This window comes from Kitasatospora sp. RG8, assembly GCF_017813315.1.
In the GTDB taxonomy this organism is placed as follows: Bacteria; Actinomycetota; Actinomycetes; order Streptomycetales; family Streptomycetaceae; genus Kitasatospora.
On sequence record NZ_JAGIYX010000023.1, the window covers coordinates 50,933 to 71,663 of the forward strand.

23 protein-coding genes and 1 pseudogene are annotated in these 20,731 nt (G+C 70.2%); 6 read left to right on the forward strand and 18 right to left on the reverse strand.

What is annotated here, in order from left to right; all coding sequences use genetic code 11:
* Positions 1-18: 18 nt before the first annotated feature.
* The 16 genes from J5Y04_RS28505 to J5Y04_RS28580 all read right to left on the reverse strand — a co-directional run bounded on the left by J5Y04_RS28505 (position 19) and on the right by J5Y04_RS28580 (position 13,489).
* On the reverse strand, positions 19-1,305 hold the full coding sequence (locus J5Y04_RS28505) for a tyrosine-type recombinase/integrase (protein ID WP_245205605.1): 1,287 nt from the start codon (positions 1,303-1,305) through the stop codon (positions 19-21).
* Entirely contained in the window at positions 1,305-1,493 is a 189-nt protein-coding gene (locus J5Y04_RS28510; protein WP_209415274.1) for a helix-turn-helix domain-containing protein, read from the reverse strand. Before J5Y04_RS28510 ends, J5Y04_RS28505 begins: the two co-directional genes overlap by 1 nt.
* Positions 1,494-1,754: 261 nt before the next feature.
* Positions 1,755-3,743, reverse strand: a complete 1,989-nt coding sequence (locus J5Y04_RS28515) for a YfjI family protein (protein WP_209415275.1) — start codon at positions 3,741-3,743, stop codon at positions 1,755-1,757.
* Positions 3,744-3,813: 70 nt separating this feature from the next.
* The gene (locus J5Y04_RS28520; protein ID WP_209415276.1) at positions 3,814-4,092 is read right to left on the reverse strand and encodes a hypothetical protein; all 279 of its coding nucleotides are present in this window, start codon (positions 4,090-4,092) and stop codon (positions 3,814-3,816) included.
* Positions 4,093-4,106: 14 nt separating this feature from the next.
* Entirely contained in the window at positions 4,107-4,448 is a 342-nt protein-coding gene (locus J5Y04_RS28525; RefSeq protein ID WP_307853341.1) for a hypothetical protein, read from the reverse strand.
* Positions 4,445-5,560, reverse strand: coding sequence for a DNA cytosine methyltransferase (locus tag J5Y04_RS28530; RefSeq protein WP_307853342.1), 1,116 nt, complete (start codon positions 5,558-5,560; stop codon positions 4,445-4,447). The genes J5Y04_RS28525 and J5Y04_RS28530 overlap by 4 nt, the downstream gene beginning before the upstream one ends.
* 8 nt (positions 5,561-5,568) lie before the next feature.
* Positions 5,569-6,165 carry a hypothetical protein gene (locus J5Y04_RS28535; RefSeq protein WP_209415278.1) on the reverse strand — a complete coding sequence of 199 codons (597 nt, stop codon included), beginning with the start codon at positions 6,163-6,165 and terminating at the stop codon, positions 5,569-5,571.
* A 176-nt stretch (positions 6,166-6,341) separates the two neighbouring features.
* Positions 6,342-6,773: a hypothetical protein gene (locus tag J5Y04_RS28540; protein WP_209415279.1), complete on the reverse strand. Its 432-nt coding sequence runs from the start codon at positions 6,771-6,773 to the stop codon at positions 6,342-6,344.
* A 32-nt stretch (positions 6,774-6,805) separates the two neighbouring features.
* Positions 6,806-6,997 (reverse strand): hypothetical protein, encoded by a 192-nt coding sequence (locus J5Y04_RS28545; protein ID WP_209415280.1) that lies wholly within the window; start codon positions 6,995-6,997, stop codon positions 6,806-6,808.
* A gap of 202 nt (positions 6,998-7,199) precedes the next feature.
* Positions 7,200-9,245: a plasmid transfer protein TraB gene (gene traB / locus J5Y04_RS28550; RefSeq protein ID WP_307853343.1), complete on the reverse strand. Its 2,046-nt coding sequence runs from the start codon at positions 9,243-9,245 to the stop codon at positions 7,200-7,202.
* Positions 9,246-9,377: 132 nt separating this feature from the next.
* Positions 9,378-10,019, reverse strand: coding sequence for a plasmid transfer protein TraA (gene traA, locus J5Y04_RS28555; RefSeq protein WP_209415281.1), 642 nt, complete (start codon positions 10,017-10,019; stop codon positions 9,378-9,380).
* Positions 10,020-10,041: 22 nt separating this feature from the next.
* Positions 10,042-10,596 carry a hypothetical protein gene (locus tag J5Y04_RS28560; RefSeq protein WP_209415282.1) on the reverse strand — a complete coding sequence of 185 codons (555 nt, stop codon included), beginning with the start codon at positions 10,594-10,596 and terminating at the stop codon, positions 10,042-10,044.
* Positions 10,597-10,610: 14 nt separating this feature from the next.
* Positions 10,611-10,751 (reverse strand): hypothetical protein, encoded by a 141-nt coding sequence (locus tag J5Y04_RS28565; protein WP_209415283.1) that lies wholly within the window; start codon positions 10,749-10,751, stop codon positions 10,611-10,613.
* Positions 10,752-10,767: 16 nt separating this feature from the next.
* Positions 10,768-12,270 (reverse strand): DUF2637 domain-containing protein, encoded by a 1,503-nt coding sequence (locus J5Y04_RS28570; RefSeq protein WP_209415284.1) that lies wholly within the window; start codon positions 12,268-12,270, stop codon positions 10,768-10,770.
* A 101-nt stretch (positions 12,271-12,371) separates the two neighbouring features.
* Entirely contained in the window at positions 12,372-12,659 is a 288-nt protein-coding gene (locus J5Y04_RS28575; protein ID WP_209415285.1) for a hypothetical protein, read from the reverse strand.
* 113 nt (positions 12,660-12,772) lie between these two features.
* Positions 12,773-13,489, reverse strand: coding sequence for a hypothetical protein (locus tag J5Y04_RS28580; protein ID WP_209415286.1), 717 nt, complete (start codon positions 13,487-13,489; stop codon positions 12,773-12,775).
* A 224-nt stretch (positions 13,490-13,713) separates the two neighbouring features.
* On the opposite strand from J5Y04_RS28580, the gene J5Y04_RS43290 reads away from it, so the two are divergent.
* From J5Y04_RS43290 to J5Y04_RS28595, 3 genes are all read left to right on the forward strand, one after another.
* On the forward strand, positions 13,714-14,061 hold the full coding sequence (locus J5Y04_RS43290; protein WP_209415287.1) for a GntR family transcriptional regulator: 348 nt from the start codon (positions 13,714-13,716) through the stop codon (positions 14,059-14,061).
* A gap of 264 nt (positions 14,062-14,325) precedes the next feature.
* Complete coding sequence (locus J5Y04_RS28590; protein WP_209415288.1) at positions 14,326-15,327, forward strand: AAA family ATPase; 1,002 nt, start codon at positions 14,326-14,328, stop codon at positions 15,325-15,327.
* A 134-nt stretch (positions 15,328-15,461) separates the two neighbouring features.
* A complete protein-coding gene (locus J5Y04_RS28595) occupies positions 15,462-15,881 on the forward strand; it encodes a guanylate kinase (protein ID WP_307853344.1) in 420 nt (139 codons plus the stop codon).
* Positions 15,882-15,893: 12 nt separating this feature from the next.
* Here the strand turns inward: J5Y04_RS28595 and J5Y04_RS28600 are convergent, their stop codons facing one another.
* Together J5Y04_RS28600 and J5Y04_RS28605 are read right to left on the reverse strand one after the other, a co-directional pair.
* Complete coding sequence (locus tag J5Y04_RS28600) at positions 15,894-16,739, reverse strand: NAD(P)-dependent oxidoreductase (RefSeq protein WP_209415290.1); 846 nt, start codon at positions 16,737-16,739, stop codon at positions 15,894-15,896.
* Positions 16,736-17,395 carry an HAD family hydrolase gene (locus tag J5Y04_RS28605; RefSeq protein WP_209415291.1) on the reverse strand — a complete coding sequence of 220 codons (660 nt, stop codon included), beginning with the start codon at positions 17,393-17,395 and terminating at the stop codon, positions 16,736-16,738. The genes J5Y04_RS28600 and J5Y04_RS28605 overlap by 4 nt, the downstream gene beginning before the upstream one ends.
* A 554-nt stretch (positions 17,396-17,949) precedes the next feature.
* On the opposite strand from J5Y04_RS28605, the gene J5Y04_RS28610 reads away from it, so the two are divergent.
* From J5Y04_RS28610 to J5Y04_RS28620, 3 genes and pseudogenes are all read left to right on the forward strand, one after another.
* Entirely contained in the window at positions 17,950-19,137 is a 1,188-nt protein-coding gene (locus J5Y04_RS28610; RefSeq protein ID WP_209415292.1) for a DUF262 domain-containing protein, read from the forward strand.
* Positions 19,134-19,682, forward strand: coding sequence for a HEPN domain-containing protein (locus J5Y04_RS28615; protein WP_209415293.1), 549 nt, complete (start codon positions 19,134-19,136; stop codon positions 19,680-19,682). The genes J5Y04_RS28610 and J5Y04_RS28615 overlap by 4 nt, the downstream gene beginning before the upstream one ends.
* 199 nt (positions 19,683-19,881) lie before the next feature.
* Positions 19,882-20,688, forward strand: a pseudogene (locus J5Y04_RS28620) (helix-turn-helix domain-containing protein); the annotation flags it as partial.
* Positions 20,689-20,731: the final 43 nt, after the last annotated feature.

Here is a 20,731-nt window from a genome sequence, read left to right on the forward strand (position 1 = left end):
ACCCGCTCTCTCAGCGCCTCACGACGCCCCGCCGGCGGCGGGTTCTCCGCCTTCCTCCTGACTATCCGACGCGGTGGCGATGCCGAGCGCGTCGTCCATACGGTCGGCAGCCTCCCGGAGCGTCGTCTCCATGATGTGCGCGTAGGTGTCGAGGGTCATGCTGATCGTGCTGTGCCCGAGCGTCTCCATGATGGTGCGGACGGCCACCCCGGAGGCGAGCATCATCGAGGCGCACGTGTGCCGGAGGTCGTGCACCCGGATCCGTCGCAGCTTCGCCTTCGTGCAGAGCGTGGCGAGGCTGCGGTTCAGATTCCGCGGGTCGAGCGCGGTGCCGGTCAGCGTGGTGAAGACGAGCCCGTCCGGCTGGATGTCGAGCGGCTGCCAGTCCATCCCGGCCTCCGCCCGTTCCTGAATCTGTTGCTCCCTGCGCTCCCGGAGTCGGGCGACGCAGGACGCCGGCAGCGCGATCGTCCGCCGCGAGCGCGCGGTCTTCGGAGTGCCGAACACCAGGTGCCCCTTGACCCGTTGGAGGTTGCGGCGCACGCGGAGCTGGCGGGCCTCCAGGTCGATGTCAGTCCAAGTGAGCGCCAGCACCTCACCGCGGCGCAGGCCGGTCGACACCAGCAGCAGCCACAGCGGGTAGAGCCGGTGGTCCCGTGCGGCCCGCAGCAGAGCCCGCACCTCCTCGGGAGTAAGCGGCTGCACCTCCTTGTGCGGCACGGTCGGCCGCTCGACGAGCCGGGCCACGTTGCGGGCCAACAGCTCCTCGCGCACCGCGCTCTGGAGCGAGGACCGGAGAACGGCGTGCGCGTACTGCACGGTCCGCGCGGAGGGCCGCCGCTGGCAGCACTTCCGGACCGCGCAGCACACCTGCTTCTCCAACGGGCGGCTGTGGTCGACCCGCCGGAGGCAGCACAGGCAGCCCGTGCGGAAACTGGCGAGGAATCGGCGGATGTCCGCCGGCGTCAGCCGGTTCAGCGGCTTCCGTCCGAGCACCGGGGCGATGTACACGCGGGAGATCGGCTCGTAGCTCGACATGGTCGAGGGCTTGTAGCGCTCGCTCGCCACGGCCGTGAGCCAGTAGTCCAGGTAGTCGGCCAGGGGCATGTTGGAGGTGACCGCGGGGATGCCCTGCCGGGTCTTCTCCTGCATCTCGGTCAGCTTGTTGGCGACTTCGGTCCGAGTCTTGCCGTAGACCCACTTGCGGGTGCGGGTGCCGTCGGGCTTGTAGACGTACGCCGCAGCCGCGTAACGCCCGTCCTTGCGAAGGATGATGGTGCCTTCGCCGTTGGCGCGCCTGGCCATCAGTAGTTCTCCTCGATTCGCTTGCGCATGTAGGCCGCCACGTCGGCGGCATCGAACCGCCGGCGGGTGCCGACGGTGAAACTGGGGATCTCCCGGGAACGGATGAGGTCGTAGACCTTGCTCCGGCTGATCCGGAGTGCGGCCATGACCTCGGGGACCGTCATAGCGATGGGCACGGCGGTACTCATGGCACTCCTTCGGCGCCGCCTGGGGCGGATGAGGTGGTCACGAAGAGTTGCGACCCCCGCGTGCGGACGGGGGTGGAAGCTGAAAAGTGTCAGGGATGTCAGGGAAAATCGCTGACCTGGGGTTTTGGCTCCTGGCGGGGCGTCAGGGATTGTCAGGGATGTCAGGGAAAATCGGCTTTTCCCTGACATCCCTGACGTTCCCTGACAGGCGGTCAGGGGTCGTTTTGGCTGGTCAGGGATTTTCCCTGACATCCCTGACGGTTACGGGGCTTCGGCCCCGTCCGCGGGGGTGCCCACCGCCGGGTGAACACGGTACGTAGCGGCCGGTTGGCGGCCGCGCTGGCTGCTGGCGGGGGGCTGGTCGGTGCGGAGCCAGCCGTGCTGTTCGAGGAGGTTCAGGGCGGGTTCGACGTCGGCGACCTTCTTGAACCGGCGGGACGACGCGACGGCGTCGTGGGCCTTGATGTGGGTGCGGTGGGTGCCGTCCTTCCGGGGGCGTTGGAGCCACTGGAGGAGGGCGTGGGCGTCGTCGGTGGCGGGGTCGGCGGCGATGAGGTCGAAGACGGCGAGGGTGTGGGCGGTGTAGTACTCGGCGATCTCGGCGGCGCGGTCGACGGTGGCCGCCTCGACGGGCACGCGCCAGTCGCCGGCGACGTGGTCGGCGAGGTGGAGCAGAACGGCGATGCGGGCGATGTGGCCGACGAGCTTGCCGGCCCAGTCCTTGATGTGGGCGAGCGGCTCGTCCGGGCGGAGCTGGACCTCGAACTTCTCCTGGAGCTTCTCGACGGCGAGGTCGGCTGCCTCGGTCATCGTCACGGTGACGGGCTCGTCCAGGGCGGTCAGGGTGTGCAGCAGCGCGGTGAGGCGGACGTCGTAGGTGGTTGCGACCGGATCGGGGACGGGGGTGGTGCGGATCTTGCGATAGCCGAGGTTGGATGCCGGCAGGGAGTAGAGGAAGCGGGCGAGCAGGCCGCGGTCGCGGGCGCCGGGGGCGGCGCCGAGTTCCTGGAGGACGGCGGGCTGGGGGGTGACGCCGATGGTGAGGGCGGGCTTGTCGACGGTGGGCTGCTCGCGGGTGATGCGGTCGGTCTGAAGCCGTTCGCCCTTGTGGGCCTGGAGGAAGACGCCGAGGTTGGGCTTGCTGCTGTAGCGGCCGGCGATGCTGTCGAACAGGTCACCTTCCGGGCTCAGCGCGGCGAGGCAGCGGTGGACGCCGAGGTGGTGGGTCACGGTCTCGGGGGTGAGGTCCCCGGACATCGTCAGGCGGGGGGTGGGCGGGACTGTGATGTCGTCGGCGACCATCCGCGCGGCGGAGATCTCGGCGACCAGGTGCGCGCGGTCGAGGTCGGGGTTTTTGCGGGCCTTGGCCATGAGCGCCTCGACCTCGGCCAGGGCGGTCTCCTTGGCGGTCTCGGCCTCGATGATCCGGGCTTTGGCCCCCTCGCGGAGCTCGTCCTCGACCCGGTAGACGGGGCCGGTCATGAATGCGAACACGTCGGACTTGCGGCTGGCCGGGGGCATCGCGCAGACCAGGTAGAGGTTGGACTGCTCGCGCCAGCCGGGCCGGATCTCCACGTTCACCCGGCCGCCGGCGGCGGTCGAGAGGGCGGCCAGGGCCATGGTGGCGGCCAGGTCGGGCGGGGTCTGGGTGAACTCGGCGACCGCCTCCACGTAGGCACCGACCCATTTCGGGAGGGCGTGGACGGGGAAGGTGGGAAGGGCGCCGTGCGAACCGAGCGGGACGGGGTCGAGCCAGGTCTCCCCGGAGGCGAGGTCCGCGAGCGCGGCCAGCGCCGCGGTGCGCACATCGTTCAGATTGGCCTGGTCATCGCTGGCCATGTGGGCGAGGCGGCTGGTGGTGGCGTTGATGCGGCGGCGCTCGGCGCCGGCCCGGACGAGGTCGGCGTAGTAGTCGCCGTTCGCCGCGGTCGGGGTCGCTTCGAGGCAGGTGTAGAGGTAGCCGGGCCCGCCGACCTTGTTCAGGTCGCCCTGGGCGCGCAGGACATCGGTCAGCAGCAGCGGATCGACGGGGCGCCCGGCGGCGGCCATGCGGGTGATGGTGCGCCAGATCGTCTCGTGGGCGGGGCGGTAGAACACGCCGGGGTCGCCGAGGACCTCGGCGAGGGCGGGGATGCGGGTGGGGTCGAGCAGGGCGGCGCCGATGACGGCCTGCTCGGCGGTGAGGACCTCGGCGGGCTCGGGGCTGAACGGGATCACGTTCGACGTCGGCCGGTCGTACTGGGCGGTCACGGGGCTCCAATCGGTCGGAGCAGGGGCGGCCCGCACCCCGTGCAGGGTGCGGGCCGCCGGGGCGGAGTGGTCAGAGGTCGATCGGGAGCGTGATCTGGTCGTCGCAGATGGCCGGGGGCGGGGGCGGCAACATCTCCTCCAGCGCGCTCTGGTGGGCCGGGTCGTCAATGTCGAGGCAGATCACCCGCCCGTCGGGGGTGACCAGCCAGTCGGGGTCCGCGTAGACCACCGCGACGGCGGCCTCACGGGTGGTGGAGTGGACGACGCACTCGTCATCGGTGGCGGAGCCGTATTCGGTGCCGCAGACGTCGCAGACGGCGACGTGGCAGGTGACGGCCTTGATGGGCACGGGTACCTCCAGGATCAGAACAGGGCGTCCGGCTCGTCGGCGGCGACGGTGGTCTGGTGCTTCTTGCGGGTGGCGTCGTGGCAGCGCTCGCACCAGGCGGCCAGGGCCTGCTTGGGCAGGGCGGCGATGCGGTGCGGGGGCAGCAGCAGGCCGGCCGGGTCGGCGGGGGCGGCGAGCAGGTGGACGCGGCCGCCGCCGTGGTGCTGCTTGTGGCCGTCGTGGACGCGGTCGCACCGGCCGCCGTTCTTGGCGTGGGACTTGCCGCAGGTGCCGCGGCACTGGCAGCGGCCGGCGGCGGCGGCCATGACGGCCTGCCACAGGCCTTCGGTGTCGCCGAGCGGCGGGACCCGGCTCACGCGGCCACCTCCCCGGCAGCGGGCGCGGTGGCGCGCTCCAGGAGGAGCCGGAGTGCGGCGGCGGCCTGGTCGGGAAGGACACCGTTGCCGAGCGCCTTGAGCTGGGCGGTGCGGGACAGGTCGGGGACGTCGGTGACGTGCCCGGGCGGCAGGCCCATCATCCACTCGACGAAGACGGGGTTCAGACGCCCGGCAGCGTCGGTTGGTCCGGGGGCGGGGCGGCCGAGGACCGCCGACCAGCGGCGGACGGCAGGGGCGTAGGGGCCCCAGTCCGTGCCGCCGCCGGGGGAGGCGGCAGGGCCCCGGCCAGGGTCGGGTTGCCCCGGGCGTAGGAGGGGCTGGTGCGTCCGCCGTCCGCCCGGGTCGGGGTCGGCAGCAGGTGTTCCACCTCGTCCGCGAGCGTCGGCCCGTGCCCGCCCGCCTTCCGCTTGTCCGGGTGCTGGCTGCCGCCGTTCACGGCGAGCTGCGCGGTCGGGGTCTTCAGCAGCAGCACCGTGCCGGGCAGGCCGTCCGGGAAGCCCCGGCCACGCGAGTCGCGGGCCCTCGGGGTGGGCAGGCCAGGCGAGGACGAAGACGCGGGTGCGCTGGTGGGCGGCGCCGACGTCGGACGCGCGCATGCTCGTCCATTCCGCATCGAACCCGAGGCCGGCCAGGTCTCCCAGAACGGCGCCGAGAGCGCGAAGAGCGAGGGGCCGTCCGGTCGCCTCGTCCAGATCCTGCGCTCCGGGTCCCACTCCAACGTCTCCGCGGTCGGCCTTCGCCGAGAGGAGCCCTTGGACATTCTCGATCACCACCAGGGAGGGACGCAGTTCACGGACGGCGCGGGCGACTTCGGCCCACAGGCCGGAGGCGGCGCCGGGGACGAGACCGGCGCGGGTGCCGGCCAGGCTGACGGTCTGGCAGGGGAATCCGGCGGTCAGCATGTCCACCGGCTCGGCCTCGTACCAGTCCGCGGTGGTGATGTCGCCGTGGTTCGGCACCGTCGGGTGGTGGTAGGCCAGGATTGCGGCGGCGCCCGGGTCGGGGTCGGCCACCCACGCCAACTCACCGCCCAGCACCGACAGCGCGGCCATGTCGAGGCCGCCGTAGCCGGTGCACAGCGACCCGATCACGGGGCCGCTCACCGCCCGGCCCCGGTCAGCTCGTTGACGGCGTAGGCCATGGTGTTGATGTGGGCGGCCACGGCGGCGACGTTGTCGCGGGCCTGGCCGATCATGGTGCGGTCGGGCTTGATGCCGGTGGGCGCGATGAGGTTGCCGGTGTGGACGGGCAGCAGCAGGGTGGCCGTGGTCAGCAGCGCGGCCCGCTCGGGCTGGTACGGCGTGTCCAGCCGCGGCCATGCCTGGTCGGCGCCGAGGTTGCGGTCCTGCTCCCAGTCGCCGAGGTAGCAGGGCCGGTCGGCGAGGGCCCGGTGCCTCAGGCGGATCTCGACGCGAAGCAGCAGGCCACCGTCGTCGTCCACGTGGGCGGTGATGTCGTGGACGTCGGGGCGCACGCGTACGTAGCCGGGGGACATCACGGGGGCGCCGGCGATGCCCCAGGCGACGACGGCGAACTGCGGGGCGGTGTAGGGCGGCTCGCCGTCGAGCGGCAGGCCCGCGCGCCGCTGGAAGTAGGCGCCGTAGCGGGAGTGGCCGTCGCTGGCGTGGCGCTGGTCGTAGTCGTCGTCGACGATGACGAGCGTGTGCGGGTCGAACTGGGGCATGCTGGTTCCCATCTCTGTGAAGGGGATGCACAGCCCCGCAGCAACCGGCTCTCGGCCAAGAAACGACGGTTGCTGTGGGGCTTCGTGCTGCGTCGGCGGGAGCGGGGTCTGCCTGGTCCCCCGCACCACCCGGGCTCCGCCGCCGGCTGCGGCGTGGTCCGGGCGGAACGGCCGGTCGGGCAGGCCGGTCAGCGGTTGCGGTTGGTGACGTTGACGCGCACGTTCACGGCGCCCTGCCCGCCGCGGCCGCCGCCCCCGCTGGTGGTCTTCAGGAGCCAGACCACGGCCAGGCCCGCGGTGACGAAGCCGAGCGCGGTGGTCGCGGCGGCGAGGGCCTGGGCGAGGAAGCCGATCCCGATTCCGGCGCCTCCGATGCCGACCCCGCCGGCCACCAGGCGGGCGGGCCACGGGTCCCGGACCGGCACGGCGGGAGCCTGCGCCAGCGGAGCCGGGAGCTGCAGAACCGGGGCGGCGTACTGGGCGGGCAGCGGAAGAGCCGCGGCGGGGTGGTAGAGCGCGGGCGGGGCGGTGAGCGGGGCGGGGTGGGCGTAGTAGGGGGTGCCGTCCGGGGTGTAGAGCACCGGGGCGGCGAACGGCTGCGGGTTGGTGGTGTGGTCCACGGTGCTTCTCCTGTCGGTGGGTTGGCGCGGGGTCAGTGGATGGTGGCGAGGAAGTGGACGACGCCGGCCAGGGCGTCGTTGACGGGCTTGGCGAGGCCGGCGCCGGCGACGGTGAAGCCGGACAGCCACACGAGGAGGGCGGAGCCGGCGGAGACGCGCTGGGCGCGGACGAGGACGACGGTGATGACGGCGAACAGCAGCGCGGAGGAGATGTTGACGATCACGGCGGTGGGTCCTTCCGGGCGCCCCGGGGTGAGTGCCGGGGCGCGATCGTGTGGAGTGCCAGAGGGTTCAAGATCAGGTGCCAGCGGGGGTGACAGAGGGGTGACAGTCGCCGACTGTCACCCCTTGCGCGCATGCGTTACCTGGGGAAATCGGCCTCGGGTGACAGTCACCGACTGGCGCCTGTCACCTGACAGTTCGGGTTCAGGCGGCGGCGTGGTGGAGCGGGATGATCTCGTAGCGGCCGGCGGTGTCGGTCTCGCGCAGACGGCCGGTGAGGACCATTTCGGCGACCTGCTTGGAGACCCACTGGCGGGAGCGGTTGAACCGGTCGCAGTGCTCCATGAAGTCGACCGGGCCGATCTCCCGGCGGCCGGTGCTCTCGAACTCGGCCAGGATCTGCGCCATCGCTCCCCGGGCCTCGTTCTGGCTGAGCCTGGTGCGCGGCGGGACATCGGGCGGGGCGATCTCGACCACCCTGGTGACCGGCGGCAGTTCGGCGTCGGGGTCGATCCATCCGTCCTCGTCACCGTCGTCGGCGGTGAGGTCGTAGTCCACGGCGGTGTTCTCCTCGTAGATCCCGCCGTCCGCGCGGTCGGCGTGGTCCGGGTTGGCGGGCAGGGTGGGGAGGGGGTGGCGGGTGCGCTGGGTGAAGGCGGGGCCGACCGCGTTCGCGGCGGCCTTGGCGGTGACCGGGTCGCAGGCGGCCCGGATGCCGGCGAACTCGACGACCGCCCACTCGATGGCGTCGACGGGGGTGAGGTAGGCGCGGCCGGGGGTGGCCCAGAACGTCTCGGGGATGCCGTTGGCGACCAGGTAGCAGTAGCCGGGCTTCTTGTCCTTCCATGCCTGCGGGGAGGCCCCGGCGTCCATGGCCTCGTCCGGCAGCGCGAACTGCGCGTCCCGGTCGTCGCGTAGCCCGAACACCCAGGAGGAGCCGAGCGAGGCGCGGGTGTCGGTGCTCATCTGCGTGCTGGATGCGCGCTGGAGGGAGACGGCCAGGGAGATTCCGGCGGAGCGGGCTTCCTGGGCGATGCCGGTGAACACGTCGTCGTCGGTCTCGCGGATCGTCTTGGCGGCTTCCTCGAACCAGGCGATGAGGTAGGGCATGCCGGGGGCGCCGTCGGCCTGCGTCTTCGCGCAGGCGGGTTCCCACTGCTTGTAGCCGTACTTCGCCAGCCAGGACGTCCGGGCGGGGATGACCGCGCGCAGGGCGGTAATCATGGCTTTGGTGTTGTCCACGGTGAGGGCGGCCCAGTCGAGGGCGGGCAGCAGTGGGCCGAGGGTCTGCTCTGCCTTGGCCGGGTCGGATGCCCAGATGATGACGTCGCGGCGGGTGATGGCTTCGGTCAGGGCGGTGATGGTGCCTTCGGACTTGCCCGCGCCGGTCATCCCCATGCCGAGTAGATGCATGGCGTTGCGTCCGGCCTCGGGGTCGCCGGGGAAGAACATCGCCAGGCAGGCGCCGTCCTCGTAGATCCCGACGTGGACGGGGTCGGCGATGGAGCCGCCGGGGTGCGAGGGGCCCGGGTAGGGGGCGCCGGCCTTGAGCAGGTCGTGGGGGACGACGGTGAGCGTGGCCCGGGACGCGTCGTCGGCGTCCGGGACCATCCGGACCGCGTTCTTCGCCACCTTCAGCGCGCCGGCGAGCCGGGGCAGGGCCTTGGAGACGTCGTCCGCGGTCAGTTCCCCGCCCGGGAGCTGGAGGTCGAAGCTGGCCTTGTTCGGCTGGACGGTCGCCGAGGTGACGAGGGTCTTGGCCAGGCCGACCTTTTCCAGCAGGCCCTTGTCGGCGCTCGCGCCGGCGCCGTCGGGGTTGACCCGCAGCAGTTGGCGGATGTTCCACGTGGCCGCGAGCGCGGGTGCCCCTATCAGGTAGAGGCTGGGTAGCGGCCCGGCGATCGGCCCGGCGAGGGCCGCGGCGGTGAACCACGACGTCCCCGCGGCGACGGTGATGGCGGAGTGCAGGCGTCGCTGCTGGCTGGTGGGCTTGCCCGCCCACCAGGTGGCGGTGGTGAGGCCGAGCGAGGCGAGGGTGAGGCCGACCGCGCCGGCCGCGGAGTCGTTCCACATCAGGTTCGCCGGGAGCGAGAGGATGCCGGTGCCGGCGGCGACGATCCACGGCGGCAGGTAGGGCTTCATGCGGTGGAGCAGGTACTCGCCGACCCCGCCGGAGTGCTGGTTGGGGTCGAGCAGGAGCTGTGCGCTCTGGCCGTCGAGCTGCACGGCCGCGGTCTGGTGGCGGGGCACGGGCTGCCTCCCTGGGGAGCCGGGGTGTGGGAGATCGAGGAGGGCCCCGGCCCGGGTGAGCGTGAAGAAGCCACCCGGCTGCGGGAGCTGGGTGGCTTCTTCACGCCCTCGCCCTGGCCGGGGAGGGGGCTGTTAGCCGCCGAAGTCGAAGCGGCGGCGGGGCTGGCGGGGCTTGGCGACGCGGGAGATCTCCGGGTCGTACTCGCGCTGGAACGCGGCGTAGGTGCGGGCGACCTCGGCGGCGCAGTCCTTCGCGTCGTCGGCGGCCTTCTTCAGGTGCCGGGCCACCCGGCGGGCGCGGGCCTGCGCGCCGAACGGGCGCCCGTCGGCGTCGGGGACCTCCTTGAGCACGGCCTGGAGGATCTCGTGGGCCATGGCGAGGTCGAACGAGAGCTGGGAGAACACGGCCCGGCCGCGCTCGCAGAACTCCCGCACGTCGGCGTTGGTGAAGAACTCCGGGTCGCCCAGCGGCGAGTAGCCCCGGCCCGCGCCAGGTCCGGCGCTGGTGCCGCCGGTGGGCTGGCCGATCCCGCCCGGCCCCCGTCCCGGGCCGGCCCCGCGGCCGCCGCGGGGGGCATCGGCCCCGGCCCCGCCGGCGGCGCCGCGGTTGTAGGTGAAGTGGTAGCTGTTGCCGCCGGCCGCGCCGCCGCCGGTGGGGCGGGACGTGCGGGGGCCGGAGGGTCCGGCTCCCGCGCCGGGGCCGCCGCCGGGGGTGGAGCGGCGGGGCGGCGGGAACGGGCTGCCCGGACCGGGCGTCTTCGGAGGGGTGCTCATCTGGGCTTCTCCTTCGGGGAGTTCAGTCCTGCACGATCGGAGCGGTGAGCGGGGTGGTCGCCAGCGCCCGGCGGTGGCGCGACCAGAGGATCTGGGCGGTGGCGGTGCCGGCCAGCCACAGCAGCGTCAGGACGACGCCGGCGGGGCCGAACCAGACGGCGGCCGCCGACCAGCCGAGGCCGGCCGAGACGGCGGCGGTGTGGCGGCTGAGGGAGCGGGCGCGGCGGCGCACGGCCGAGCGCGGGTGTCGGCGCTTCACCAGCACCCACCCGGCCGGCAGCAGCACGGCCGGGACGGCGAACGAGAGCGCGGCGGCGGGCGCGGTGGCGGACAGCAGCCCCGTCGCGCCGAACAGGCCGATCCCGGCCCAGACCGGCGCCCAGGTGATGCGGCGGCGCCACAGCGCCCGCCCGGTGGCCAGCGCGAGCCGGCCGCTCAGGGACTGCTGCCGGGGCACGACCAGGACCACCGGGGCGGTGCCCCGGCCGAGGTCAACCACATGGGCGGCGGGTGCTCCCCGGCGCCCACGGCCACGCTGTGCCGGTATCTGAACCTTGGTGGTGCGGATGCGAGCCATGTCGAGCCTCCGAGTCAGATGTCGTCGCAGCGGATCTCGTAGCAGTCGGTGCAGATCGGGATGATCCACTCCTCGTTGTTGACGTCCTGCGCGAACGGGTCCGCGCAGGTCTCGACGTCCGGCTTGCTCTCGCCGCAGAAGTAGCAGAAGTCCATGAAAGGTCCTTCCTGGTCAGGCCGCGTCGGCCTGCGGGTGGTAGCCGGAAGCGAGCAACTCGGCCGCGTCGGAACGGCGCTGGGAGGCGGTAGCGAGGGACACGTCGAGCGTCGCGGCGATGGCCTGGAGGGTGACGGCCTCGGGGGCGCCGTCGCCGTCGGCGAGGATCATGCGGGCGACCCGGCGGGTGGCGCGGGCGGCCGGGGTCAGCTTCGCTGCGTCCTCCGCTTCAACCGCGCGCAGCTCCGTTTCAGCGGCACGGGCCCGTGCTTCAAGCGCGCGGAGCAGGGAGGCCCCGGAGGCTTCCTCGTCCTCGATCCGGGCGCGCTCGGCGGTGGCCGCAGCGCGATCGGCTTCGGCGGCGCGGCGGCGCGTTTCAGCGGCGCCTTCCTCGGTTTCAGCCGCGCGCTTGGCCGTTTCGGCGGCGCGTAGACGGGCGGCCTGGGTGGCCTCTTCGTCCTCGGCCCGGGAGCGCTCGGCGGTGGCGGCGAGGCGCTCCGTTTCGGCGGTGCGGAGCCGCGTTTCAGCGGCAGCGCGTTCCATTTCAGCGGCGGCCTGGTCGGTTTCGGCGGCGTGCTGGCGGGCGTCGGCGGCCTGCTGCTCGGCGGCTGCGGCCTTCAGGTCGTCCTCGGCCTGGTCGAGCCGTTCGGCGACCTCGGCATCCCGGCCGGCGGCCAGGGTTCGGGCGTGGGCGTGGGCCTTGGCGGTCGCGGTCTCGGCGCCGACGTCGTACCCGGCGGCCTCCACCCGGCCCGCCGTGCGGAGCGCGGAGATCCGGGCGTCGGCGGCGCGGGCCTCGGCGCGGGCCGTGACCTCGGCCTCGAACGTCGCCTTGCGCTCGGCCCGCAGCCGGGTCCGTTCCTCGGCCTCAAGGGGCAGGGCGAGGGCCTCGTCCACGCTCAGCCCGAAGCGCTCCATGGTGAGCGGAAGCCGCTGGTCAGCGGGGGCCTTGTGCCAGTCGCCGCCGTGCTCGCGCTCCAGCATCAGCCGGTAGACGAGCCGCTCGCGCTCCAGCTCGACCGCCCTCGGGTAGGAGGGGATGCCGTTCAGGCGCATTCGTCGGTACATCCGCCAGGACGGCAGCGGGGCGAGCAGCCAGCGGTGCAGCGGCACCCCGTCCGACTGGTGGCCGGCCTCGATCCGGGTGATCCGGATGACCAGGCGCCGCCCGGCCTCGACCGCCGCGACGAACATCACCGGGATGACCGCGTGCATCGCCGTCCCGGTCGCGTCCTTGAGCAGCGGCCCGGCCGAGGCGGCGTTGAAGTAGATCGTGGCGGCGGTGAAACCGTGGGCCAGCAGCCGGAGCACCGGCCACGGGGTGCCCCGGCGGATCAGGTGCAGGTCCATGGCGAGCAGAGCCACGATGCCGGCGTCGACACCGACCGGGAACGCGTAGCTGAAGTCCCCGAAGCTGTGCCTGAAACCGAGGTCCCGCAGCGCGGCGTAGGAGCCGGAGAAGCCGATCCCGGCGAGCACCGCACCGCCGACCGCGGCCAGGATTGTCAGCCCCAGCATCAGCCTCTCCGGGGCCCCGGCCCGCGGGGTTGAAGCAGGCGGCCGCGCGGTCGAAGCGGCAGCGGCCGGGGTCGAAACGGCCGCCGGTTCGGCCATGGTGGTCACGCGGCCACCCGCTCGACGCTCGCGGTCCGGCGGATGACCGCCGGGCGCCGCAGCGGCACCGGCGCCGTGCTCAGCAGCCGCTCGGCGTAGGTGGCCAGCACCGGGTCCTCCCGGCGCAGGTCCGCCAGGACGTCGGCCGCGGCGTCCACTCGGGCGGCGTGCTCGGCCGCGCTCTCACCGGGCACACCGGTGAACAGCCGGGTGAACTCCGAGTCCACGCCGAGCGCCAGCTCGGCGAACTCGTCCTCGTCCAGGGCCGTCTGGCCTGCAACAATCGACCTCACGGGTCTACCTCTTCCTTGTTGACGGGTGGGCCCCGCGGGGACGGCTCCTCTTCCGGCCAAGGAATTGGGGGAGCCGTCCACCGCGCAGGGCGCCAGGTGGGTTGAACTACGGGTTAGTGCTCCGGGGCCAGCTCGCCGTTGCCGTAGCGACGGGAGCCGTCGGCACACCGGATGATGTGGCGCGGGCCGTTGCGGAACGGGCTCCACTGCTCGACCAGGCGGCGCTCGTCGTCGCCGACCAGGTCCATCGCGCTCGCGGGGCTCGCTGCCAGCAGTGCGTCGACCAGCGCCTCGACACGGCCGTTGCGGGTCCGGTCGAGAACGCGGTCGCCCTTGTTCTCGACGGCCCCCCGGGTGAACTCCCGTGCCGTGGCGGCCAGGTCCTCCCGCGTCGGTGCGGAGCACTTGGCTTTGGGGGCGCGCCTGTCGGCCGGCGGCTCCGCGGCGGTGTCGAGGGTGGCACCTTGGCACGGGTTGCAGAGATTGCTGGTGTTGGCCCGGTTCAGCCTCGTTCCGCAGCGGGAGCAGGTGACGGGTTCCGCCTGGGCGTGGGACGTCGTCTCGGCCTCGGCCAGGGCGCCGGCGCCGGCCGTCAGGACCGTCCGCCAGTCCTGCTCGCTGATCTCACCGGTCCACTGCGGCGCCCGCGTTCCGGTCAGTCGGCCAATCCGGCACGCGACCGCCCGGCGACTGCGCTCGGCCCCCCGGGCCTCCGCCACCCACTTGCCCGACGGCACCCGACGGGAACCACCGGTCAGCGACGCCACACGACGGGCGTAGGAACGGCCAGTCACGAGCGGGGCGGCGGCAGTGTAGTGAGTGGCGAGCATGGCGGAGCCTCCTGAACTGTCAGGTGGAGCGCAGGCGGGATCGGCACGTTGACGTGCGGGAATAGCGCGACTTGAGAGCTTTGTTCGCTCTGTCGCACAGCTCAACTGTGAGGCAGAGAAGACAGAGTTGGCAAGTCCATCGGCCGGACGACATGCGGAAGCATTGGTTCCGGCCGGAGGGTGCGGCACTATGAGGCAGAGACGCAGAGGGATGTGGGGAGTTAATGGTCGAGTGGACTGGAGAGAAGTCCGCCTATCGGCAGGTGGCGGACGACCTTTGCGTGCGCATCGCTGCCGGCGAGTTCGCCTCAAACGGGCGGATCCCGTCGCTGGCGGCGCTCCAGACGCAGTACGAAGTGACTCCGACAGTCGCCCGGGCGGCTGTGGCGCGCCTGAAGGAGGCCGGCCTGGTCGTGAGCCACCAGGGCAAGGCGACATCCTTGGCCTCGGACGCGGTGGCCAAGGCCGCGGCGCGGGCCGGGGAGGCCGGGCAGTTGCGGCAGGAGCTGGCGGAGGTTCGGGATGAACTCCGCGCGCTGGCTGCACGAGTGGCGGAGCTTGAGGCCAGGTGATGGCCAGGCGGGGGGATCAGGGGATCGCGAGTCTGCCGCGGTCCCCTCTCTGCATATCGGGGTGGTTGGCTCCCCATTGCTACCTCCTCGGCGGTGCGGACTGATCTCAGTTCACACCTGCCGCCAAGGAATCGGTATCACGGACCTTTACCGGGATTCAGTCGCGGATCTTTACACGAGTAGTATCACGACTTCTATCGCGATTTTCAGGTGACTCAACGGGCCGCTACACTCGCGGCACGAGCAGTTTCCTAGGAGGGGAATATGGCTCGGCAGCGCCCAGATTGGAATCCGGCAGTTCTGAAAGAGGTCAGGGAGTCCCACGGCCTGACCCTTGAGGAAGTCGGCGAGAAGCTTCGGGAAATCGGCGAGCGGCACAAGTTCAGCCTTGCGGCCAACTTTCAGACGGTCTGGGCGCACGAGAAGGGAACGTCGTTCCCGCGCCCTGACTATCGCCGGGCCTACTGCATTCTCTACCGCCTGAATGAGGCGGAGCTGGGTTTTCGCCGGGCTCTCCCCGGAGAGGTCGCTACGGTGCCCAACCAGCGTTCAGCAGAGACCGCCCCCGACCTGGCTGAGACCATTCGTGAAGCCCTAGGCAGCCTGCGCGAAGGGGCGGCCGGAGTCGATGCCGAGACGTTCCGCAGCCGCATCGTGGAAGAGTGGAAGCGTCGGGCGGGCGGTGATGATGCGGGGCCGACCGTGCTTCTGGTCGGCGGATATGCCGGATCCGGAAAGTCCGAGTACGCCAAATTCATTGGACGCCTCACTGGATGGCCGATCCTCGACAAGGATTCACTGACGCGGCCGCTGGTCGACCAACTTCTGTTGGCCCTCGGCGGTGAGGTGAATGATCGGAGTTCCGACCTCTACCGCGAGAAGGTGAGGCCGCTCGAATACCGCTGCCTCATGGAGGCAGCTTGGGACAACCTCAACTGCGGGACGTCCGTGATTCTCGACGCGCCGTTCCTGGCAGAGTTCTCGCAGGCGGACTGGATGCAGCGGTTCTACAACCGGTGCAAGGCGAAGCGGGTCGCCGTGGCAGCTATCTGGGTCGAATGCGACCCCGAGTCGATGCGGGAGTACATCGAGTTCCGTGGCGCGGCTCGGGACATGTGGAAGATGGAGGCGTGGGAGGACTATCTGGCCACGGTTGATCTGAAGCTCAGGCCGGCCGGTCCCCACTTCGTCGTGGACAACCGCCTCGGCGCGGCCGTCGCCGCTGCCGACCAGGCCCGCGACGCGCTGAGCGGGGGCGGGCTGTGACGGCCCGCGGCCTCATCCTCTACGGGCCGCCCGCAGCCGGGAAGGACACGGTGACGCGGGCGCTCCAGGAGCTCGGTGACTACCGGCTGTTCTCCCGGCTCAAGGTCGGAGCTGGTAAGTCCGAGGGGTACCGGATGGGCACCTCTCAGCAGCTTGCCGACTTGGAGGCGGCAGGTGACGTCATCTACCAGAACAGCCGGTACGGCAACACGTATGTGATCGATCGTCCCGGAATGGACGTCGCGTTCGAGGCCGGGACGCCGATCGTGCACCTGGGCCAGATCGACGGCATTGCTGCCCTGGTTGCCGGCTATCCGGCGGACTGGGCTGTGGTGCTCCTCTGGTGTGGGCGGGAGGTGACCGCGGCCCGCTCGGCCGGCCGGGAGGACATCGACACCGAGGCCCGGGTGCGAGCCTGGGATGCCACTCATGCGGACGTCGAGTCACACCCGGACCAGGCGTGGGATCTGTCGGTGGACACCAGCACCGTTGAACCCGCCGCGGCGGCCCGGCTCATCGACGCGCTTCTATCGGCGGGTGGCCAGCGCCGTTAGAAAACCCCGGTCCTACGGGCGGGTGAGACGGTCAAGAGCCTCGCCGGGCGTCAGCCCGGCGAGGTCCTTGCTGTCATCCCACCGCGCCAGGGTCTGAGCTGCCGCTCGCAGCAGCTCATCCGGCAGGCCGGCGGCGGAAAGCATGTCGGCAGCCTCTTCCATCTCCGGACCCCAGCGCCACGCTCGCGCCGCGGTCTTGGCGATGTATCCCGTCTCCACCAGGTAGCTGCCTTGCCGCTTGCCAGCCACGTCGAGCAGTGCGTCGTCCACGCCGTGGGCCCGCGCCGCACCGAAAGCCACGGCGGCCAGCACACGGGACGCCTTCTGGTAGGAGCTGTACGCCAACTTCAAGGCCGATGCCTGGCCAACCTCGGTGCCCAGCACGGGCGTCTCCACCGGGCTGCCAGCGAACAGGTCTTCCAACAGCGAGACCGCGTCCGCGGGCCCAGACAGATAGAGCCGGGTCCGCTTGCCACCGACCGGCGGTGATCCGATCACGGCACCGTCGACCACCGCGCGGGCGTATCCGTCCAGCAGGGCGGCGATGCGCTGCGTCCGCTCTGGGCTGATCGCGTTGGCCTCCACGTAGACGCCCGCGTACCGGCGCTCGGCGACGGCAACGGCCAGGTTCTCGGCGGCGGCTGGCGGGCAGAGGCTGAGCACGATATGGGCCTGCTCCAGCAGCTCGTCCAGCCCAGCGACGGGTTCCAACCCGGCCTGCTCGGCCCGTGCTGCGGTGGCCGCACTGCGGTCTGCTGGACAGCAGAGCACCCGCGCTGCGTTCGCTCGGGCGCAAGCTGCCACCGCGGCGCCCATGCTTCCGGGGTGGAGGATGCCGACGGTCGGCCTGATGGTCATCGTGCACTCTCCGGGAGGCCGAGCAGGAAGTCCGCCGAATCGACGGCGGTCTGTGCGACGTGGTCCGGGGTCAGGCCAGGGTTGGTCCAGGCATTGCCCGCGGAGATCCAGATGGTCCGAAGACCAGCCGTGCTGGCCCCGGCAATGTCCGTCACGGGGTCGTCCCCGACCATCCAGGCGTCTCCCGGCAACTCGTGCCCGCAGAGCGCGGCGGCCATTCGGAACGCCTCGGGATCCGGCTTGCGGGCGCCGACCTCCTCAGAGATGCAGACCGCGTCCACGTGATCGAGGAGTCCAGCGGAGGCGAGCTTGGCCCGCTGAATATCGGCCGCCCCGTTCGTCAACACACCCACTGCCCAGCCAGCAGTCCGCAGCAGGTCGAGCCGTGTCAGTGTCTCAGTGGTGCAGGTAACCCTGGCTGCCAGCCCAGTGACGTAGGCATCCCATAGCGCCGCTGGCAACTCCGCGAGGCCGAGGTTGCGCTGCAGAGACTCGAACGTCTCCGGCACCGCCCGTTCCCGAAGCAAGCCAGTCATATGGAGAACGGTCTCGGCTGGCAGTTGTCGCGCTGTGCAGAACTCAGCAACCCAGTCCGCCACGGCGCCATGCCGATCGATCAGGGTGTTGTCGAGGTCCAAGAGGACGAGCCTGCTCATGACGGCGACCCTACCGGCGAGCGGGCTGGCCAATCTCTCATGACTCAGTTCAAGCCTCAGTCCGGCCCGCCCGTTGTGGTCCACCAGGTCAGCTGCTTGGGCCAGGGGCTTCCGACTCCCGGTAGCCGTCAAACGGTTCTATACGGGTTCAAGGGCGCACGCGGCGCGCCAGCGCGCGGCCCTGCCGCTCGCCGCCGCTCCTGTCTTGCGCCCTGCGGCGGCGGCCGGCCGCGCCGGGCGGGAGGACATGGGTACAGGTCACTACTGGCCGTGGCTGGTAACGGGCGGCTTCACGGTTTTACCCACCTGCCAGGCCCGGGACCCGCGTCGAGCAAGACTGGGGGGCCACTCGGCCAAATTGCGGTCAGGCCCAAAAGCCCTGACCGAGTCGCAACAGCTTACGGCCCCCCGATCATGCTCGACCCCAGACCAGACGGGACACCGGCCAAAGCCGCTCCACCGCCCGCGTGATTGCCCTGAACCCCGTGCGCGTCGGCAGCCCTGCGAGTACAGTGATCACGCCCGTTTAGCCGATCAATTGCAGAGGGGTCATCATGGCCGAGGCGAGCTCTATCAAGGTCGAGGATTCCGACTTGATTGAATTGATCGACGAGGAGGGGCAGATCAGCGAGTATGATATCGTCTCAGCCCCGAACGATTTCAACACCCTTACGATCAACAGCTTTATTGACGAGGGCGCCATTCAGACGCCGGGATTTCAGCGCAATTATGTATGGGACGTCAAGAGGGCTTCCAAGCTGATCGAGTCTCTCATTTTGGGCCTTCCGGTACCCCAGGTCTTCCTTTACGAGGAGAGCCGGAACAAGTTCTTGATCATTGACGGTCAGCAGCGCCTGCTGACCGTGTACTTCTTTATGAAGGAGCGATTCCCCCGGAAGGAGAAGCGGGGAGAGCTTCGGAAAATCATTAACACCAAGGGTGGGCTCACGGAAGAGATCCTCGCGGATGATGATTTCTTCGTTCCCTTCAAGCTGCAGCTGGCAAAGCTTCCGAGTGGGGCGGCAAACAAGTTCGCCCGACTTACTTACAGTACGCTTGGAGAGTACAAGAACAAGTTCAACCTTCAGCCGATCCGGAACGTTATCGTGAAGCAGGTGGCTCCGCGCGATGACGACTCCGCTGTTTTTGAGATGTTCAATCGACTGAACACCGGCGGCGTCAATCTCAATACCCAGGAAATTCGCGCCTGCCTGTATCATTCCGATTTCTTCGAGGGGCTCTTCTTCCTGAATGAGCGGAAGGATTGGCGGGAAATCCTTGGCTCCGCGGATCCGGACTACCGGATGCGCGATATTGAAATAATCCTCAGGGCTCTATCCCTTCGAAGCGCCGGTGACAACTATGCCGGTTCCATGACTAGTTTCATCAATTCGTTCTGCAAGCGAGCCCAGTCTTTCTCCGCCGATGATGTTGCGGCTCACGCAGCTGAGTGGGACTGGTTCCTTGGGGTGGCCGCAAGCTGGGATGATTCGACCTTCTGGCCGGGCGGTGCGAAGTTTAGTGCACTCCTCTTCGAGGCGACCTACTGTGCCGCTATCAGGCTCCGCGCTGAAGGGCAAAGCTTCGAGGGTGTAGACAGCGCGAGGATTGCCGAATTCGGCCGAAGCGCGGACTTCTCCAAGTGGTCTCAGGAGGGCTCGACCAAGACGGTCAACGTGAAGGGTCGCCTCAACGAGACCTATGAGTTCATCAAGGGCCTCATCGTGGAGAGCGGCAGGTGAGCGGGCAGCCTAAGCCGGTTGAGCTGCTATATCGCGACCAGCGGCAGATCCTGGACGCCCTCCAGCTTTCAGAGCCGTCATTTCATGCCTCGTTGCAAGCCATGCTCCCGAAGGTTCTCATGCTGGCCGCCGCGAGTGAATTCGAGCACTACGTCTGCGGGTACATCAGGGACTATGTGGCGGAGGTTTCAACTGGAAATCGAGTCGGATTTCTGGTTGAGCGCAAGGCCATCAGCCGCCAGTATCACACGTTCTTCGACTGGCCCAAGCGCAAGGCTGGACCCTTCTGGGCGCTTTTTGGCCCAGAGTTCAAGAAGGCTGTAGAGCTGGAGATATCGGAGAAGGATGGGCTTGGGGACGGACTTGCCGCCTTCCTTGAAGTTGGCGCCATCCGAAACGAGCTTATTCACAATAATTATGCCGATGTCACCATCAATACAACCCTGGACGAGGTGCATTCCCTCTATGAGAGAGGGTGGTCATTTGTCGGCCATTTGCCTCAGTTGCTGCGAATATCGATACCTGACGAAGATGACCTCGATTAGAGGATTTATCGCCCCGGCTGCAATGTCGTGCTGCTGGCCTCGTGGCCATGGCGGGCCGCTATAAGTGAAACGCTGAGCAGCGCAACCCCGCATCGGCCTCCAGGGTAAGTGCCTGGTGCTTTGACCGGGAAGGTTCGCCGGGTTGCCGGTTCCAGCGGTTGGATGTGCGGTGACGTTCATTCCGACCGCTGGGGGTGTGGTGGCAGAGCCTGTCCGTGTGCGCAGACTGACAGACCAGGAGGGGCAGAAGCTGCAGCAGATCGTGCGCCGGGGCAGCACCAGTTCGGTGCGGTACCGGCGCGCGATGATGCTGCTGGCCTCGGCTGGCGGGAACCGGGTCCCGGTGATCGCCCAGCTGGTGCAGGCCGACGAGGACACCGTCCGCGACGTGATCCACCGGTTCAACGAGATCGGCCTGGCCTGCCTGGACCCTCGGTGGGCGGGAGGCCGTCCCCGCCTGCTTAGTCCTGACGACGCGGACTTCGCCGTCCAGACGGCCACCACAAGACCGACCAAGCTCGGGCAGCCCTTCACCCGCCGGTCCATCCGCAAACTCGCCGCCTACCTGCGGAAAGTCCACGGCCGCGTCATCCGGATCGGCCGCGAGGCGTTACGGTCCCTGCTCTCCCGCCACGGCATCACCTTCCAGCGCACCAAGACCTGGAAGGAATCGGCCGACCCAGAGCGCGATGCCAAGCTCGGCCGCATCAAGCACGTCTTGGACCGCTTCCCTGACCGCGTCTTCGCCTTCGACGAGTCCGGGCCCCTCGGCATCCGCCCCACCGCAGGCTCTGGCTGGGCCCGCGCCGGTCACCCCGAGCGGCAGCCCGCGACCTACCACCGCACCCACGGCGTCCGGTACTTCCACGGCTGCTACTCCATCGGCGACGACACCCTCTGGGGCATCAACCGCCGCAAGAAGGGCGCCATGAACACGCTGGCGGCCCTCAGGTCCATCCGCGCGGCCCGCCCGGACGGCGCCCCGATCTACGTCATCCTAGAGAGCTGACCGCGTTCAAAGCGGGCGCCTCGACGTGGACCAGCGGGAC

Coding starts and splice junctions, on each gene's coding strand:
- J5Y04_RS28505 (WP_245205605.1), bottom strand. CDS start 1,305: ATGGCCAGGCGCGCCAACGGCGAAGGCACCATCATCCTTCGCAAGGAC.
- J5Y04_RS28510 (WP_209415274.1), bottom strand. CDS start 1,493: ATGAGTACCGCCGTGCCCATCGCTATGACGGTCCCCGAGGTCATGGCC.
- J5Y04_RS28535 (WP_209415278.1), bottom strand. CDS start 6,165: ATGGGAACCAGCATGCCCCAGTTCGACCCGCACACGCTCGTCATCGTC.
- traA (WP_209415281.1), bottom strand. CDS start 10,019: ATGAGCACCCCTCCGAAGACGCCCGGTCCGGGCAGCCCGTTCCCGCCG.
- J5Y04_RS28560 (WP_209415282.1), bottom strand. CDS start 10,596: ATGGCTCGCATCCGCACCACCAAGGTTCAGATACCGGCACAGCGTGGC.
- J5Y04_RS28565 (WP_209415283.1), bottom strand. CDS start 10,751: ATGGACTTCTGCTACTTCTGCGGCGAGAGCAAGCCGGACGTCGAGACC.
- J5Y04_RS28570 (WP_209415284.1), bottom strand. CDS start 12,270: ATGCTGGGGCTGACAATCCTGGCCGCGGTCGGCGGTGCGGTGCTCGCC.
- J5Y04_RS28580 (WP_209415286.1), bottom strand. CDS start 13,489: ATGCTCGCCACTCACTACACTGCCGCCGCCCCGCTCGTGACTGGCCGT.
- J5Y04_RS43290 (WP_209415287.1), top strand. CDS start 13,714: ATGGTCGAGTGGACTGGAGAGAAGTCCGCCTATCGGCAGGTGGCGGAC.
- J5Y04_RS28590 (WP_209415288.1), top strand. CDS start 14,326: ATGGCTCGGCAGCGCCCAGATTGGAATCCGGCAGTTCTGAAAGAGGTC.
- J5Y04_RS28595 (WP_307853344.1), top strand. CDS start 15,462: ATGGGCACCTCTCAGCAGCTTGCCGACTTGGAGGCGGCAGGTGACGTC.
- J5Y04_RS28600 (WP_209415290.1), bottom strand. CDS start 16,739: ATGACCATCAGGCCGACCGTCGGCATCCTCCACCCCGGAAGCATGGGC.
- J5Y04_RS28605 (WP_209415291.1), bottom strand. CDS start 17,395: ATGAGCAGGCTCGTCCTCTTGGACCTCGACAACACCCTGATCGATCGG.
- J5Y04_RS28610 (WP_209415292.1), top strand. CDS start 17,950: ATGGCCGAGGCGAGCTCTATCAAGGTCGAGGATTCCGACTTGATTGAA.